This is a genomic window from Leptolyngbya sp. FACHB-541, from assembly GCF_014695875.1.
Classification (GTDB): domain Bacteria; phylum Cyanobacteriota; class Cyanobacteriia; order Elainellales; family Elainellaceae; genus JAAUTN01.
The window spans coordinates 36423-51394 of record NZ_JACJPC010000096.1 but is presented as its reverse complement, the minus strand read 5'-3'; the positions used below and the strand labels follow the sequence as shown (position 1 = coordinate 51394).

Sequence of the window (14972 nt, the reverse complement as noted above, 5' to 3'; positions counted from 1 at the left end):
TTCGACTCAATTTGTCAACAACGCTTCAGGCTATCTCAACAACCGTAACGTGTTTACCTTCTTAGGCTAAGCCGAATAGTCCAGGTACTGTTGTTTAACTAGAGAGAGGGCTGTGGTTTTGACTACAGCCCTCTTTTCAGCTAGAAGTTGAGCGTTGCTGAATCAAGGTATGAAACGAGGTGAGACAGGGACATCTCCAAACTTGAGGTAGTGCAGTAACAGCAGAGCAAGTTAGATGGGTGTTGGAGTGCCTGTCAGAGAGCGATCGCCCAATACTGCCAATCCTGAGTACTGGCTGGACATCGAAAAGTGCAGAGCACGAGATTCTGTCATTCCTGCAAAGTGATCGGCTTAACCTTGGAGAAGTTGCTTCCCTTCAGTTGGTTGAGCAAAACAACGAAAAGCAAAGCTTTTTGTGGGAATATCAAATTTCCCCTACAAATTTCATTAAGGTTTCTGATCCATGTCCTCCGATGCTGATCTTAGGCTGGATGGTTTGAAGGTGCTGCTCGTAGATGATGATGTTGATAATCTCCAATTTCTCGCTTTCCTATTCGAGGTTTACGGTGCAGAGGTAGCAGCAGTTATCTCTGCTGATTATGCATTCCAATCAGTTCTGGAATGGCGACCAGACGTTTTAGTTAGTGACGTGAGTATGCCTGGCGAAGATGGCTACATGTTAATCCGTCGAGTTAGAGCCTTGACAGTTGAGCAAGGAGGGCAGGTGCCAGCGATCGCCCTGACAGCTAATGTTAGAGAATCAGATCGAGAGCAAGCGCTTGCGGCAGGTTACCAGCAGCATTTGGCTAAGCCTGTTGAGCAAGATGTGTTACTACAAGCTGTGCTAGAGATGGCTGCCAGTAGAATTTGATGGCAGCAAAAAATCGTTGGGTAAAGTTGATCAAACGGTCAATCTCTCGCGGGAATGGCTTCGCAAGCGGGAGAGCAATGACTTTCAGCCCAGCTTCGCCGTCGGGCTGAAAGTCATTGTTGATTCGTGGGCAAATTGCTAAAACAGTTCTAGATTGCACACGAATCAAAAAATGAACGGATACCAAGCATTGCTCGAAAAACTCACCTCCCTCCAGTCGCAGTAGGCAGGGATTAGAGCACAGGATGATGTGTTGCTGGATTGCTCAGTCAAAGCCGTCTGGAACTGCCAGAACTGACCATGCACATGGCAGTTAAGGAGCCGTAAAGCCCAGTTTGGCGGGAAGAAATCTAAGTATCTAAAGGCTTCTGAGGTTGGGCAGTATGAGGAGGCGATCGACAGTATTGAGGAGGTCTTCAAGAGATATGGAGGACAGCATACAAAAACCAGCGGGACGCTGAATAGTTCCTGCTGGTTGAGGTGATACAAAAGAAGCCTGCGTGCACTATGAGGCTTGTGACTCCTGGTTGTAAATAGCTGCCGTGCCAGGGTCGCTAGCCCTCAAGCAAATCTCGCTGTACTTATCGACCGTGATTGACCTGGAGCTGGCAAAGCCACACCCCTCAATCAGTCGCTTAAAGCCAGCCTCGGTGTATCCGCCATTGTTAGTGGCGATCGCCCACAACCGCTTGCGCTGCGATTCTGTGATAACAGACTTGGTGCTGGGTGCGGGCTGTCCAAAGGGACGGCTGGGAGGGTCAACACGTTTTGGTGTAGGCGGCTCACCTCGCTCTAGGCGTTGGTTTTCTTGATAATTGACTACTGCCTTACCGTTGCCATGCTTCTGCATATAGCGAACAAAGTCAGCCTTGGTCTTGTCATCAACCTGTTCATCCAGGTAGGCAGCAATACCAAAAGCCTCAGCAGCATTTTTGAAGGCATCGGCGATCGCCCGTTCAATAGGCGTTCCACGCGACATATCCTTGCCCTTGCTGCTAATTAGCTCGATTGGGGCATTGCCGATTGCCTGCCTACTTACGCCGCAAATAGTAATAGTGCAGGAGATGACGCAGTACTTGTCCAGATAGATAGGCTCACCGTAACTGACCTGCCAATCAGGACACACTTCATCCAGCCTCGCTCTAATCGATTGCCAGGGGACGTAGTACCAACGTCCACCGCCTGGGAGGTCTCGTTCTTTGTGGTCTGCGGCGGGAAACCACGCTTTAAGTTGGGGGAGAATTTCTGAGAGGTTCATGCTTCAATTTTAAGAAATTAGGCGATGTCCCATCAACCAACATCCACAGCGATGGCAATACTTTCAAGCGCCATTTTTACGTAAGCGTCCGCAGAGCCTTTGTCAGCAACTTAATGGGAAGTGCAGCAAAAAATGCTTTTACGCCTGGAGAGCATTGGTCTAAGTCTCTTTTTAGAGAGTCGTGCGACACGTTCAGAATTAAACCTTGGTGTTCGTCGTCATGCGCTACAAGCTTACTCTTGGTTGTGGAAGGGGTAGTTGAAGCGTTGAAAGCTGAGACAGAATTACGACAGAACCAGTATTTGAACCATGTCATTGAGCAAGACCATCGCAACGTGAAGCGCAGTGTAAAACCGATGATGGGATTTAAATCGTTCTTTTGTATCTATTCATCCGACTGTGGCTCAGCCAAAACGCAAACCACAGTTGCATTTTCCCTAAACGGACTGTCGGTAAATGCATCAACTTGAACAATTGCCTGTCCCATCAGTTTTAGTAGCAAACAACAGCAATTAGATTAACGCGATCGCCCAAACTACAGAAGGTATAAATAGGGGGCAATTCTGCTAAAACACTGCTGCTCAGTCTTCGAAAATAGAAAACTCTTTTGCAACGCATTTGGTACAACAAAGACCAAAAGTTGTCAAGAATTCAGATGTGCTCTCAAATTCAGATGTGATTTCAAATCGTCTAGGCAATGGGTCGATGCTCTACTAGAGTAGTAAGGGCAATCAAAATTGTGCGAATTCGACTACTAGCGTTACGTTCATATCGATCGCATCAGCATTGAAAACTCCTTGCATCAGAGCATCAGATAATGTCCAAATATCCGCTCAATCTTAAAGTGCTAAATCGCCAACAAGCTTTTAACGGGTTTGTCTTTTTGCTTTTAGCGCTGATTATTTGGGTTGCTTACTTTCAGAACTTTCAGCAGTTTTCGATATATCGAGAAGATTTCACCAGAGTTCCGCTGATGATGCAGTGGAAGTGGACGCAAGTTTGGCAATATTGGCTGCCAATTTTTGAGGTTATAGCAGTCGAAGAAGGACGACCACTGCACACCGGACTGATTTATGTGTTTGCTCGTTTAGGCGTTCAATTCGGTGGTCTACCCGCCATGTATGTAATTGCCTATTTCGTTTATCTAGTTCATGTTTTATTGTTTCACAGGCTGATGCAGCGAACGACGCAAAACGCTTTTTTTGCACTCACTAGCGCTTTGGCTTTCGCCTTATTTCCTGCCAATACAAATCATGCTTGGCTTACAAGCGCTTTTGGCATCTTACCCGCATCTATCCTATTTCTGGTTGCCTCACACTTATATTTATCAGATGACAGAAGAAATCGCATTTTTTCATATTTACTAATTTTTATTTCATTGTTCTGCTATGAAAAATTTCTACCGCTATTTTGGATTGCTCCACTGCTGAAGCCGACCTGGAAATGGAATGGGCGATCGCGGCAAGAGTTATTTAGACATGCTGCGATTCTAATCGCATTGATGCTCGTTGTTTTGCTGCTTCGTACACTGGTTGGTGAATCGCGTATCGGTCGGCTGATTCAGATTAATGATGATAAGAATAGTGTCTTACAGGTGCTGCTTTCAATTACAGCAGGACCAGTTGTATCGATCGCTGCTTTTATCATGAAACCCATTCAGGCTTTCATGGCTCTAGAGGTACAATGGATTATTCCACTGAGTTTGCTGTTATTGGCAATTGCTTACGGCTTGCATTTTTCGGGACTGAATCACCAGACAAAGCGACCACCAACTGAAGAAGCATCAAAGCATTTTCAGCGCCAGTTTTCCAGTCTGTGGCGATTGCTGATTACCGGATTTGTCGCGCTGGTGTTAGCGTATGTTCTCACCCTCACTGGTGATGAGGACAACATTTATCTAGTAAATGGTAGAGCTTCGCTTGTGCATCTTGCTGCTGCTTTTGGAGCTGCAATTTTGTGTGGTTGCGCCTGCTGTGCGATCCAGTTTGCGGTGAGCCACAGCCGAAAAAAATCAATTGCTACAGTGGGGCTAGCCTTGTTTTTTACGCTGCTGATTGCGAGTGGATTTAGAGTTCAGCAAGAGTTTGTGGCGATCGCGCAGTATCAGCGAACATTTTGGACAGATATTGCGCAACTCTGCCCCGATATGACCACAAGAAGCATTATTTTAATTGACTTCAATCAAGATCCAGTAGGACTAGAGCGAGTGCAAAGTTTCAACAGTCGATTTCCGCGTTTGTTGAGCTTGATTTACAAATTTCCGCTGAGCTGGCTCAATGATGAAGATCCGAATCTATCGATTCAGCCGAAGGCGTATCGGTTGGATGATGACTGGCAAGAGTATATTGCGCTTAAGGATGATTTTCTACAAATCAATCGAGAGGTTGCGCTCGATCGAAGAGAGTTGCCAGGAGAAGTTCGCAGCGATCGTGTCATTTTTCTGCGATCGCATGAAGAACGATTATCTCGACAGTTTGAGCCACTCGTGGTGGGCGATCGAACTTTCCCTTTGAAGCAGAATCAAACGCAACTCAAAGAGCCACCGTTCCGTCCTAACCTGTTATTTGATCTGCTGATGTCTCCGTCTAATTAACGTGAGTCTCCAACGGAGGGACTGCAAGAAGGAGGAAAAAAACGGAAGTTAAAAGATAGGAGAACGAGCATTATCTAACGATGGGAAATCTTTGTGAGCTAAAAACGCAAGAATGCTGGTGCGGGTTGGACCGTTGTGAGTCTTGCGCTGAAATCTCAAGCGCAAAACAGGGGTGAAAAGGGGCAACTCTTTATCCCGTTTAGGAAAATCCATCGAGTGCTACCTTTACCCCAATTAGTGTAGTGAGATCTCATGGATGTAAACACTAATTGACAGTTACTGCAAGCTGTGGGTCTGCTGAAATCTAATGGGCTAGAAACAATCTTACGTAAAGATAGTTGTTCTATTTCTGACAGTTTGCGGCTTGAAGCTCTAACTTCAAAAGCTGATATACAGTTAATTCTGATAGAAATTTCTACTCAATCTCAGTAAATTCCGCGTTCACCAAATCTACTAGGGTCTTTATACGCAGACTACAAAGCCTGTCTAAAGATAGATAGCCTAAACCCTCTTCTTCTGCTTGCTATTTCTCTGCGCCTCTTGATCCTGAGTAAGCCAGTCCCTCAATGAATCTCTCTATTCAAACTACTAGACCAACTGTCGCTGAACCGCATTCGCTATCGCACTTACAGTCCATGAGACGGCTGATTACGGTTGTGCAAGAGCTTTCTCTTGCCCGTAGCCTAGAAACCATCATGACGATTATGCAAGTAGCCGCGCGAATTGACTCATGCTGATGGTGTCAGTTTTGTTTTGCGCGACCAGGATCAATGTTTCTATGCGGATGAAGATGCGATTGCACCCCTGTGGAAAGGGCAACGGTTTCCGCTGAAAATCTGTATTGGGGGATGGACGATGCAGAACCGTCAACCCGTCGTGATTGAAGATGTTTATGGAGATGAGCGGATTCCCTTTGCTGCTTACCAACCCACTTTTGTTAAGAGCTTAGCAATGGTACCCATTCGGGCCCTTGCTCCCATTGGAGCCATTGGGGTGTACTGGGCGCAATATCACCAACCCACTGCACCAGAAGTTGAACTACTCCAAGCATTAGCAGATACAACATCCGTTGCGTTAGAAAATGTTCAAATATATGCCGAGCTTGAGCAACGGGTAAAAGACCGCACGCTTGAATTAGAATTTGCGAACGCCCAACTGCGTGAAGAAGTGAAAGAACGAAAAAAAGCAGAAGAAGCCGTTCAGCAACTGTCGATCACAGATGAACTAACCAAGCTAAATAATCGACGTGGCTTTCTCCTACTAGCAGAGCAACAACTTAAACTAGCCCATCGTGTCAATACGTCTGTTTGTCTGCTATTCATTGATCTGGATGGATTGAAGCGGGTGAATGATACGTTAGGGCATGAAATGGGCGATCGCTTGATTATAAACGCAGCTAAAGTATTGAAACAAACCTTTCGTGAATCAGATGTAGTAGCTCGATTGGGCGGAGATGAATTTGCCGTATTCGTATCAAGCTGTGGAGCAAAAGATGATGTTGTGTCTCGTTTGCAAGGGAACATAATCCTCTCCAACGAAACAAGGAAGAATCCCTATCATCTATCCATGAGTATTGGTTTAGCTATTTGCCAGGTCGATGTAAAGACTTCATTGGAACAGATGATGATCCAAGCTGATCAACAGATGTATGCCAATAAACGGATTAAACGCACGTAAAGATTGCAGGAACAACAATTCTGGATAGAGGAAAACAAGATAATTCTGCTGGAATTGTTTTTGTAAAATTACTCAAAGAAAAGAATCGGTTCAGAATTCCCACAAAACCCTGCTGGTAGAGCCTCAACCCCTTGTAAAACATGGACGGGACTGGGCGGATTCGAACCGCCGACCTAGCGCTTAGGAGGCGCTTGCTCTATCCATCTGAGCCACAGCCCCAAGTTCATAGCAATGATAGCAAGAGATGTAGGACAGTTAGGCGGGTTTGACAAAAAGCTCTACCTTCTAACGTTGAATTTCATCCCAATGGCGAATTAGCTCAGCAACTGACCAGGCTTGTGCGATCGCCCCTTGAGGTTGGTGCGGCGAATCACCATCAAAGATTTCTGAAATCGAGCCAAGGCAAGCCTGCTGCTGAAAATGCTCCAGCAGTGGCTCCCAGCTAAAGGGAAGCGGTTCAGCCTCATAAAATCTGCGCCATGACCGAACGAAAGGACCAATCAGCCAACTCCAAACGGTGCCGCGATGATAGGCACAATCGCGCTGCCAGAGATTGCCTTCATACCTGCCAATATAGTCTCTGTCTGTTGGTGAAAGTGACCGTAAACCATAGGGGGTGAGCAGGCGATCGCGAGCCACCTGCAACACCCGCCGCCCCTGATGTTCTGGAAAGCCGCAGTGATAGAGCGAAAGCGCAATCACCGCATTTGGGCGAATTTGAGGATCGGGGCGATCCGTCGGTTCGATCACGTCATACAGATAGCCCTGATGTGGATTCCAAAATTTTTGTAGTGAGGCTTTGACTTGCTCCGCCTGCTGAGCATAGCGCTTCGCCTGGTTAGTGAGGCTCACCGAGTCTGCGGTTGATACCTGGCGCAGACGTTCTGCCCACTGGTGAGCCCAGCACAGGGCTGAATACCATAGCGCGTTAATTTCGATAGCTTTGCCCTGTCGAGGTGTAACAGGCTGCCCATCTATTACTGCATCCATCCAGGTTAGCGCCACACCGGGAGCCTCCCACGACACTAGATTGTCAAACGCATCCACCTGAATGTTGTGTATAGTGCCTGCTACAAAAGCTTTGTAGATGCGCCGCACGATAGGATATTGCTTTGCCAGAAAATCCCAGTCTTGAGTAGCTTCTAGATACAGTCCCAGCGTTTCAATCCACCACAGGGCTGCGTCAATGCTGTTATAGAAAGGTCTTGCCCCCGCATCGGGAAACGCATTGGGAATTAGACCGTCTGCACAATAATGCCCAAATGTTTCGAGTAGCCCTCGTGCTAAAGAAAATCGTCGCGTTGCCAGTGCCAAACCGGGCAGCGCAATCAGCGTATCGCGTCCCCAGTCGTTAAACCAGTGGTAGCCCGCAATCACGGTCGGACCTGAAATCGAAGCACGATAAGCAATGAATTGATCGCCCGCATGGAGAAGCTGCCGCCAGAGCGCAGCTTTCTCTTTAGAAGTGGCGATCGCATCTTGATAGAGTTCTTTGAAATGGTGATCGAGCCGATAGTATTTTGCCTGAATCGTTCGCTCAAAGGTCTGAGAATCTAGCTGGACAGCAGACTGAATCGTGTCAGGTAAACAAACGCTGGCTGCCAGCGTTAGCGTCTCTTCAGGTTGAAGCTCGACCGTCAAATAGCCAGGACTGTAGAGGTCTTCACAATCGCCCAAGCCCCGTTTCGTTTCCTCGGTGTAGCGGTAGCTCCAGTACCACACGCCGTTGGGCTGGTAGGTTCCGTGTGACCAGCAAAGCTGCCACGGTGTTCCTACCCAGTCAGGGCGCAAAGCCTGAATTAATACGCGATGTGGCTCAATCAGTTGAGAGAAATTTAGGTTGGGGTCTTCTTGTTGCTGGTGGTGAAAGTTGCGATCGCCTACCAGGGGACGCAGCTTGACTATCGCAGGTTCTTCTCCCTGATAGCGATAGCGAATCAACACCTGATTGCGAAACGAGGGGGGGTCCAGATTCTGCTCAGGCGGCAGCAACCCATGGGGCAGAATGATTTGACGCGAAAGCTGCCAGTCAGCTTGACCCCACACCCAAGTTGGCACTGGCTCAAGCTGAAAAGATTGCAGCAGTTGATAGCCTGAGGGGGCGATCGCCCCACTCATCCAAAAATTGGTGCCCAGGTCAAAGCGTCGTCCCGGTAGCTCAAGGGTTGCGTCAATCCGAGACAGCAACAGGGTCCGCTGTCCAGGTGGGTCGAGTGCCGCAACCAGCCAGCCATGATAAGTGCGCGTGTGGGCATCGCAAACTGTCCCGCTGGCAAAGCTGCCCAGCCCATTTGTCAGCAGCCATTCTCTCGTATCTAATTCACCCATGCCCACATCACTAATAGACCAACACCCGAAACCAGCAAGGTTGAGATCGCCTGGCAAGAGATGCTTAAAGTGTGAAACCGAAGACTCTAGCCTCAAAGCATCCTCAGATCCAACAGCTTCAAAGATCAACGAAGTCCAAAGGCTTCCCAGACTTAAACTATCTTGATACTGGCAGTTTAAACCGACTCCCTGTTCTACAGGTTGCTATCGCTACAGGATTCACTATAAATTTGCACAGCAAAAAAATTGATAGTTTTCAGTGAAGTCTTACCGTTTCCTTTCGAGGTTGCTAGGATGGCGTTGTTACTCAAAATCGTTATGACTATGATATAGTCGTAACAGTTCGTAAATAAAGCGGTCGTTGCCCAGTGGGCGACTGTCTGACTAGCTTCTTATACAAACGAACAAGATACAAACGAACGTAGACGCATGTTCATCTTAAGGAGAGTAAATTCATGACTTATCAGACAGAAGGATGCCTCCGGGTCGGTCAATCTGCACCCGACTTCACTGCAACCGCTGTGGTCGATCAAGAATTCAAGACCATTAAGCTGTCTGACTATCGCGGCAAGTATGTCGTATTGTTTTTCTACCCACTCGACTTTACCTTTGTTTGCCCCACTGAAATCACTGCTTTTAGCGATCGCTTTGATGAGTTTAAGCAGATTGGCACCGAGGTATTGGGTGTTTCTGTTGACAGTGAGTTTTCTCACCTTGCCTGGATTCAAACCGACCGCAAATCAGGTGGTGTAGGCGACCTCAACTATCCTCTGGTTTCTGATATCAAGAAAGAGATCAGCATCGCTTACAACGTATTGGAGCCCGAAGCAGGAGTCGCGCTACGTGGACTGTTCATCATCGACAAAGATGGTGTAATTCAGCACTCCACCATCAACAACCTCTCGTTTGGACGGAGTGTTGATGAGACGCTACGGACTCTGCAGGCGATTCAGTACGTACAATCTCACCCCGATGAAGTTTGCCCCGCTGGTTGGAAGCCTGGTGATGCAACCATGAATCCCGACCCCGTTAAGTCCAAAAACTTCTTTGCAGCCGTATAACTGTATAGACGTTTTTAGGATCACTTACAGCCATTTTTAGATGGGTAAGCCCTAGCGTAAGGGCGGTTTGCGAACCGCCCCTACAGAGGTTTGTGGTTTATACAAGTGGAAATTGCTGTAAGTTAAAAAAATGGAAGAGCTTAGCTCTTCCATTTTTTTGATGTGAATAGTGAAATTTTCAATTGCTTAAGCCCCTAAGATCTTGCAAAAAACGCCTCAAATCTTTGTCAAGCAGCGGTTTAAGCTGCTGTGCCTTGGTCAAATTGCTCTGAAGCTGAGCAAAATCAATTGGAACGCCATAGGCATGACGAAAAAAATGTCGAAACGCTCTCAAAGCATTCAGCAAAGCGTAGCTCTCCGTTGAGATAGCCGCAGGGCGAACTCCCTCCACCGCTTGTGTCATTCGCAGTAACAGCAGGCTATGCCATCGCGCTGTATCTGAAACGTTATTTTCAAAATAAGTTGCAACGATCTTGAGTAACTCTTCGATCGCGCCATAGAAGTTGTGAAGCTGATAGGCAACGCTCTCTAAGCGCTCAGGGTAATCAGGCTCAAGCCCCTCCGCCCGCTGCTCTAACATTGCAAATACTCGCTCAATAACTTGCTGTTGAGCTGTAATATCTGCCGCGAAAACTGCTAAGTTTCCCGCCTCCATACCAGTCCCTGCTGACGAATACGATGGGCAAAATGACATTTGGATAAATCTACCAGATCTATGTCGCGCTCCAATGTTTCAGACAGTGCAGCCATTGCAACAAAGAAATCTTCTGGGTTGAACTGCTCTACTGCAACATCTACATCAGAGTTATCGGTGAACCGATAGGGACGAGTTACTGAACCAAACAGATAAGCCTCATTGATTCCATATTGCTCTCCCTCCGTTTCTAACCAGTGGATTGCCTGTTCTATTGTTGCAAGTCGCTGTGCCTCGTTGTCTTCTCGGCGACGAGCTAAAGCTGCATCCAGTAAATTTGTCTCAAAGGGAACCATAGTTCCTCTACTCTATCTTGGGGAGCTGGCATTTTCGCCGTTCTATATCTTGCAATGTTTTTGCAGGAGGTTGTTTCAAATTACTGGACTGTTGGTTAAGGCGACCCAGCAGTGCGTAGCTCAATAGTCCTGGATATTCTCGCAATGCCAGTAGGGAACGTTCCGCCGAACTCATCGCAGCAGGAAGTGGTGTAGTGTGAGGCGTGACGCTGAAGCCCATGCCTTTAAAGGTAAGGAGCGATCGCAACATGTGAGGCGGGTCAGTCACTAAGATGATGTGTTCAACCCCTTGTGGACCTAAAATTGCTGCGGTTAAAACGGCTTCATCATAAGTTGTCATAACACAGTTAGTGCCGCTGAGAATCTGTGTAGGGATTTGCCTTTGCTGCAACAGTTCTGCCGTGTGGATAAAATTCTCTTGCGAAGTGACGAAGATTTGTGAGGCTCGCTGGTCTTGCCAAAGCTGCGCGGCGGCTTCATAGCGCTGTCCATTGGCGGTTTCACCCCGACCTAAGACAACGATCGCATCAGCCAGTGCACCAGAGTCAGATGGAACAAACCAAGTCAAACTGGCTGTAGTTAAAGAAGACAACGTTGGTGAAATGAGAAATAGGTAGGCTAGAAGCGCGATCGCAGCAATTCGACTGAGCCAAACTTGCCAATTTAACGGATGTCCCCACAGGACAGCTGCGACATGCTTCGTAACCTGAGCAGGGTATCGAGGAAAGTCGATCAATAGTGGAAAAACAATGGTCAGTACCAGTGGCGCAATAACCCAGGAAGGGCGAGTGAGCCAACTAAATAATGGCCAACTGATGAGATGAGTCCAAAAATGAGTAACTTCTGCTTTAGCAAACCACTTTTGAGCCGCATAGACCAAAATTAGGGTTAATGCACCAAAGCTTAAAAAGCTGGAAATTGAACGCCGAGTACGGTTCTGAGGCTGAGCAACTGGATTTTCAGCACGAGTCAGGCGATGCTGATTGGCGATCGCACCCTTTTTCTTATTCATAGTGGTAGCCGGATCGAAGTGGGTAGATGTCAGTCAAGCAGCCGCAGTAGAAAACGGTTGCAGCAGGCAGATCGATTCCGTTCGCACCCCTAAAGATTTCCGTTGCATATCTTAATCAAATTACTGAAGAGATGCGATCGCCTCAGTTCGGCTTCATCAAAAATTCGTAGAAGGGGCTTAAGGGAGAGCTTCCTCTAGCCGTTCTGGGAGCTTAGCAAAAGTTCAAGAATTTAAGCGTTTTGGCCGATGTAGACGACCGTTCGTCTACTAAATAATTTAGGGACTTACGCCTTTTGGCCGATGTAGACGACCGTTCGTCTACTAAAGAAGAGATGGAATTATTCATTTTCATTACTTAATTGGAAATTAGATCTCTTCCAGATATCGACTTCACATCTTTAGCTAACAAAATCTTGAAAACCGCATTTCAAGGGCGTTCTGATACAAATAAGCTTTGGCTTAAAACTTTAATTCAAAGCCGAAAATCACAAAACTGAAGGTCTATTTGGAAAACCTAAAATTTTTGGAAAAAACTGTTTGCTTGTATTGCAATCGTGTTGCTTAGTGTTATCTTAGATCGCATGGCGTGTCTACCCACTTACGGTCATGGGTTTGTCAAGTAAAGTACTTAATTTTTAACCATGGAAGACACGTTTTACAGGTTGGCTTGCCGCATCAAGTCCAGCGGAGCGATCGCTAGAAGCGCTGATTACCATGATTTACAGACGATTCAAAGTCAGGTAACGGCACTGAATACCGAACGGGGCGAGACTTGCGAATATTTTGTTGAGAGTGTGAAGCTGAATGCCTTGTTGCCCTGGGAAGTCCTGAGTTTGGCAGAACAAAACTTAATTACGCTGGATCAGCTAGAACGCTATTCAAGCAAGAGCGATGATTACCGATATGTCAACACGATCAAAGAGTTGATTCAAAAGAAGCAGAGTAGAGTTCAGTTGGTACAGCCACAGCACAACTCTTTGTCAGGAGTTGCGCATTTACCTTTGGAAAAGAGGGTTTCAGTCTCCTTTGTAAGCGCAGAAACGGCCTGAATCCTATTCAGTTGGATAGGTCACTTTTGCGACAGGTCTGTGCTGTTTAAGCCTATGACTTCAAAAGTTCAGCTAGCGTTAATCTGGGGAATAACGCTAGCTTCCACCCCACCTGCAAAGTAGTTGGGATCAAAGTGATTCAAGTTCTTTTCCCCAGATACCATTATCTGATTTGCGGCTCCTTGAAAAATACTCACGGAACAATCATTAGGAAATTTGAATTGATTGGCGGAATGCAGATAGGTAATGTTAGGGCGCGATCGCACCCACCTCACTGCTTTGCTATCTAAAAACAGCGGGATTTTGGTGTGTCAATAAAATTCTGCATTCTGCTCAATCACAAAAGAGTTAACGGACACAATACAGGAGGGACGAAACTCACTGTACTCAAACAGCAAGTTAATTTTGTTGAGTTCAAACGTATAAGTTCCCCATAACAGGTCGTTTTCTCAAATTGTTCTGGGGAATTCATGCGTAGGCGGCAATGTTGGCAGGAGCTGCCGACTGCGTGAACGGGAACAAGCACAACCTGTCTCTAGAAGTTGCTGGAGCCAGTTAAAACCCTACTTAGTCAGCAGTTAAAACTAGCTGAGCAATACTTGGCACTACTCAAGTTAACTCAAATACTGCTTGAGCAGATTCTGAGACTAGTCGAGCAATGTTTGAAACTAGTCGAGTAGGGTTTGAGGCTAATTGAGTAGTGTTCGAGACTAGTCGAGTAGGGTTTAAGACTAGTCAAGTAGTGTTCGAGACTAATTGACTAGTATTTGAGACTAGTCAAGCAATGTTTGGGATTAGTCGAGCAATGTTTGGAGCGGCTTGGCTAGTGTTTGGGAAAGTTGGGATTAACAAAAATCTTTCTTGAGTATCTGAGCTATGCCGACAGAATGTTTGAGCATGGGGTTAACCGTTAAATAAGGAAATCAGCATGGCAAGATTGCTTGGCACCTCAGGAATCGAAATTACCCCAGTCATTGTGGGTACCTGGCAGGCAGGCAAGAGCGGTTGGGTTGGTATTGAAGATGCAGAAGTGATTCAAGCTTTGAGAGCAGCTTTTGAGGCAGGAATTACGACGTTTGACACTGCAGAAGTGTATGGCAAGGGCTACTCCGAGCAAATTGTGGGACAGGCGCTTGCAGAAGTGCGCGATCGCGTCGTAATTGCAACCAAAGTCTTTGCAAATCATTTGAAATATCAGCAGGTGTTTGATGCTTGTGAAGGCTCGTTAAAAAATCTGAAGACAGGCTACATTGATCTGTACCAAATTCACTGGCCCGCTGGAGCCTTTAACAGCGAAATCGTCCCGATTGAGGAAACAATGCGAGCGCTGAATGACTTGAAACAGCAGGGCAAAATTCGGGCGATCGGGGTGTCAAACTTCTCTCGCGATCAATTAGCCGAAGCTGCCCAGTACGGTAGAATCGACAGTCTTCAGCCCCCTTACAATCTGTTTTGGCGCGGCATTGAGCAAGATGCGATGCCCTACTGTGTGGAGAATAATATTTCTATCCTTGCCTACTCACCTCTGGCACAGGGTTTGCTGACAGGTAAGTTTGGTGCAGATCACCAGTTTGAAGAGGGCGATATTCGCAATAAAAATAAGCTGTTTCAGGGGGAGCATTACCAGCGGGCACAGCAGGCATTAGCAAAACTGCGTCCCATTGCCGATCGCAACCAGTGCAGTATGGCTCAGTTGGCTCTCGCCTGGACGATCGCCCAACCTCAAGTGAATGCGATCGCCGGAGCCCGCAATTCTGATCAGGCCGTGCAAAATGCAAAAGCGGCTGAGATTCAGCTTTCAGAAAGTGACCTGGCAGAAATTGGTGCGATCGGTCGCACTGTTACCGACCACCTGGACGACAACCCCGTCATGTGGAATTTTGCCGCTTGAGCTTACGCACAAAGCTACGCACTGCCCTGTGGAGCAAGGGGCTTAAGCCTAATGATATTGACTTACAGCCCCTTTCGGTTACAGCTCCTTTCAGATGGGTAATAAGTAGCGTAGGGGCGTTTCGCGAAACGCCCCTACAGGGATTCGTAATTTATACAAGTGGAAATTGCTGTAAGCCCTGAACTCAACCTCCTGTTCTGTCTCAAGTCCTAGTTTTTCCTAGTTCCTAAACTCCAGCTTGG

At 46.9% G+C, this 14972-nt stretch carries 11 protein-coding genes, 1 tRNA gene and 2 pseudogenes; 7 read left to right on the top strand and 7 right to left on the bottom strand.

Annotation, left to right across the window (positions count from 1 at the left end):
* Positions 1-463 precede the first annotated feature (463 nt).
* Positions 464-871: a response regulator gene (locus tag H6G00_RS19725; RefSeq protein ID WP_190798044.1), complete on the top strand. Its 408-nt coding sequence runs from the start codon at positions 464-466 to the stop codon at positions 869-871.
* A 505-nt stretch (positions 872-1376) separates the two neighbouring features.
* Here the strand turns inward: H6G00_RS19725 and H6G00_RS19720 are convergent.
* Complete coding sequence (locus tag H6G00_RS19720) at positions 1377-2129, bottom strand: Rad52/Rad22 family DNA repair protein (protein ID WP_190798043.1); 753 nt, start codon at positions 2127-2129, stop codon at positions 1377-1379.
* 284 nt (positions 2130-2413) lie between these two features.
* Here H6G00_RS19720 and H6G00_RS35575 point away from each other — a divergent pair.
* Positions 2414-2506: pseudogene (locus tag H6G00_RS35575) on the top strand (IS6 family transposase); the annotation flags it as partial.
* A gap of 440 nt (positions 2507-2946) precedes the next feature.
* Positions 2947-4722 (top strand): hypothetical protein, encoded by a 1776-nt coding sequence (locus H6G00_RS19710; protein ID WP_190798041.1) that lies wholly within the window; start codon positions 2947-2949, stop codon positions 4720-4722.
* A gap of 48 nt (positions 4723-4770) precedes the next feature.
* Here H6G00_RS19710 and H6G00_RS19705 read toward each other — a convergent pair whose 3' ends face one another.
* Positions 4771-4935 (bottom strand): hypothetical protein, encoded by a 165-nt coding sequence (locus H6G00_RS19705; RefSeq protein WP_190798040.1) that lies wholly within the window; start codon positions 4933-4935, stop codon positions 4771-4773.
* A 422-nt stretch (positions 4936-5357) separates the two neighbouring features.
* Here H6G00_RS19705 and H6G00_RS19700 point away from each other — a divergent pair.
* Positions 5358-6399 (top strand): annotated as a pseudogene (locus H6G00_RS19700) (sensor domain-containing diguanylate cyclase).
* A 145-nt stretch (positions 6400-6544) separates the two neighbouring features.
* Here the strand turns inward: H6G00_RS19700 and H6G00_RS19695 are convergent.
* Together H6G00_RS19695 and H6G00_RS19690 are read right to left on the bottom strand one after the other, a co-directional pair.
* Positions 6545-6618, bottom strand: a tRNA-Arg gene (locus H6G00_RS19695).
* A 66-nt stretch (positions 6619-6684) separates the two neighbouring features.
* Positions 6685-8727, bottom strand: coding sequence for an amylo-alpha-1,6-glucosidase (locus tag H6G00_RS19690; RefSeq protein WP_190798039.1), 2043 nt, complete (start codon positions 8725-8727; stop codon positions 6685-6687).
* Between the two features lie 455 nt (positions 8728-9182).
* On the opposite strand from H6G00_RS19690, the gene H6G00_RS19685 reads away from it, so the two are divergent.
* Entirely contained in the window at positions 9183-9788 is a 606-nt protein-coding gene (locus tag H6G00_RS19685; RefSeq protein WP_190641048.1) for a peroxiredoxin, read from the top strand.
* A 178-nt stretch (positions 9789-9966) separates the two neighbouring features.
* Here the strand turns inward: H6G00_RS19685 and H6G00_RS19680 are convergent, their stop codons facing one another.
* From H6G00_RS19680 to H6G00_RS19670, 3 genes are read right to left on the bottom strand one after another with little or no spacing between them, the layout of a single operon-like run.
* Positions 9967-10443: a hypothetical protein gene (locus H6G00_RS19680; protein ID WP_190798038.1), complete on the bottom strand. Its 477-nt coding sequence runs from the start codon at positions 10441-10443 to the stop codon at positions 9967-9969.
* Entirely contained in the window at positions 10425-10778 is a 354-nt protein-coding gene (locus H6G00_RS19675) for a nucleotidyltransferase domain-containing protein (RefSeq protein ID WP_190798037.1), read from the bottom strand. Before H6G00_RS19675 ends, H6G00_RS19680 begins: the two co-directional genes overlap by 19 nt.
* A gap of 7 nt (positions 10779-10785) precedes the next feature.
* Entirely contained in the window at positions 10786-11790 is a 1005-nt protein-coding gene (locus tag H6G00_RS19670) for a YdcF family protein (protein WP_190798036.1), read from the bottom strand.
* Between the two features lie 641 nt (positions 11791-12431).
* On the opposite strand from H6G00_RS19670, the gene H6G00_RS19665 reads away from it, so the two are divergent.
* Together H6G00_RS19665 and H6G00_RS19660 are read left to right on the top strand one after the other, a co-directional pair.
* Positions 12432-12839: a hypothetical protein gene (locus H6G00_RS19665; RefSeq protein ID WP_190690563.1), complete on the top strand. Its 408-nt coding sequence runs from the start codon at positions 12432-12434 to the stop codon at positions 12837-12839.
* Positions 12840-13767: 928 nt separating this feature from the next.
* Positions 13768-14730 carry an aldo/keto reductase gene (locus H6G00_RS19660; RefSeq protein WP_190798035.1) on the top strand — a complete coding sequence of 321 codons (963 nt, stop codon included), beginning with the start codon at positions 13768-13770 and terminating at the stop codon, positions 14728-14730.
* The last annotated feature ends 242 nt before the right edge of the window (positions 14731-14972 follow it).

Excerpts from the sequence above, each read along its gene's own strand:
- H6G00_RS19705 (WP_190798040.1), bottom strand. The coding sequence starts at position 4,935 with ATGGATTTTCCTAAACGGGATAAAGAGTTGCCCCTTTTCACCCCTGTT.
- H6G00_RS19725 (WP_190798044.1), top strand. The coding sequence starts at position 464 with ATGTCCTCCGATGCTGATCTTAGGCTGGATGGTTTGAAGGTGCTGCTC.
- H6G00_RS19720 (WP_190798043.1), bottom strand. The coding sequence starts at position 2,129 with ATGAACCTCTCAGAAATTCTCCCCCAACTTAAAGCGTGGTTTCCCGCC.
- H6G00_RS19660 (WP_190798035.1), top strand. The coding sequence starts at position 13,768 with ATGGCAAGATTGCTTGGCACCTCAGGAATCGAAATTACCCCAGTCATT.
- H6G00_RS19675 (WP_190798037.1), bottom strand. The coding sequence starts at position 10,778 with ATGGTTCCCTTTGAGACAAATTTACTGGATGCAGCTTTAGCTCGTCGC.
- H6G00_RS19665 (WP_190690563.1), top strand. The coding sequence starts at position 12,432 with ATGGAAGACACGTTTTACAGGTTGGCTTGCCGCATCAAGTCCAGCGGA.
- H6G00_RS19680 (WP_190798038.1), bottom strand. The coding sequence starts at position 10,443 with ATGGAGGCGGGAAACTTAGCAGTTTTCGCGGCAGATATTACAGCTCAA.
- H6G00_RS19670 (WP_190798036.1), bottom strand. The coding sequence starts at position 11,790 with ATGAATAAGAAAAAGGGTGCGATCGCCAATCAGCATCGCCTGACTCGT.
- H6G00_RS19685 (WP_190641048.1), top strand. The coding sequence starts at position 9,183 with ATGACTTATCAGACAGAAGGATGCCTCCGGGTCGGTCAATCTGCACCC.
- H6G00_RS19710 (WP_190798041.1), top strand. The coding sequence starts at position 2,947 with ATGTCCAAATATCCGCTCAATCTTAAAGTGCTAAATCGCCAACAAGCT.
- H6G00_RS19690 (WP_190798039.1), bottom strand. The coding sequence starts at position 8,727 with ATGGGTGAATTAGATACGAGAGAATGGCTGCTGACAAATGGGCTGGGC.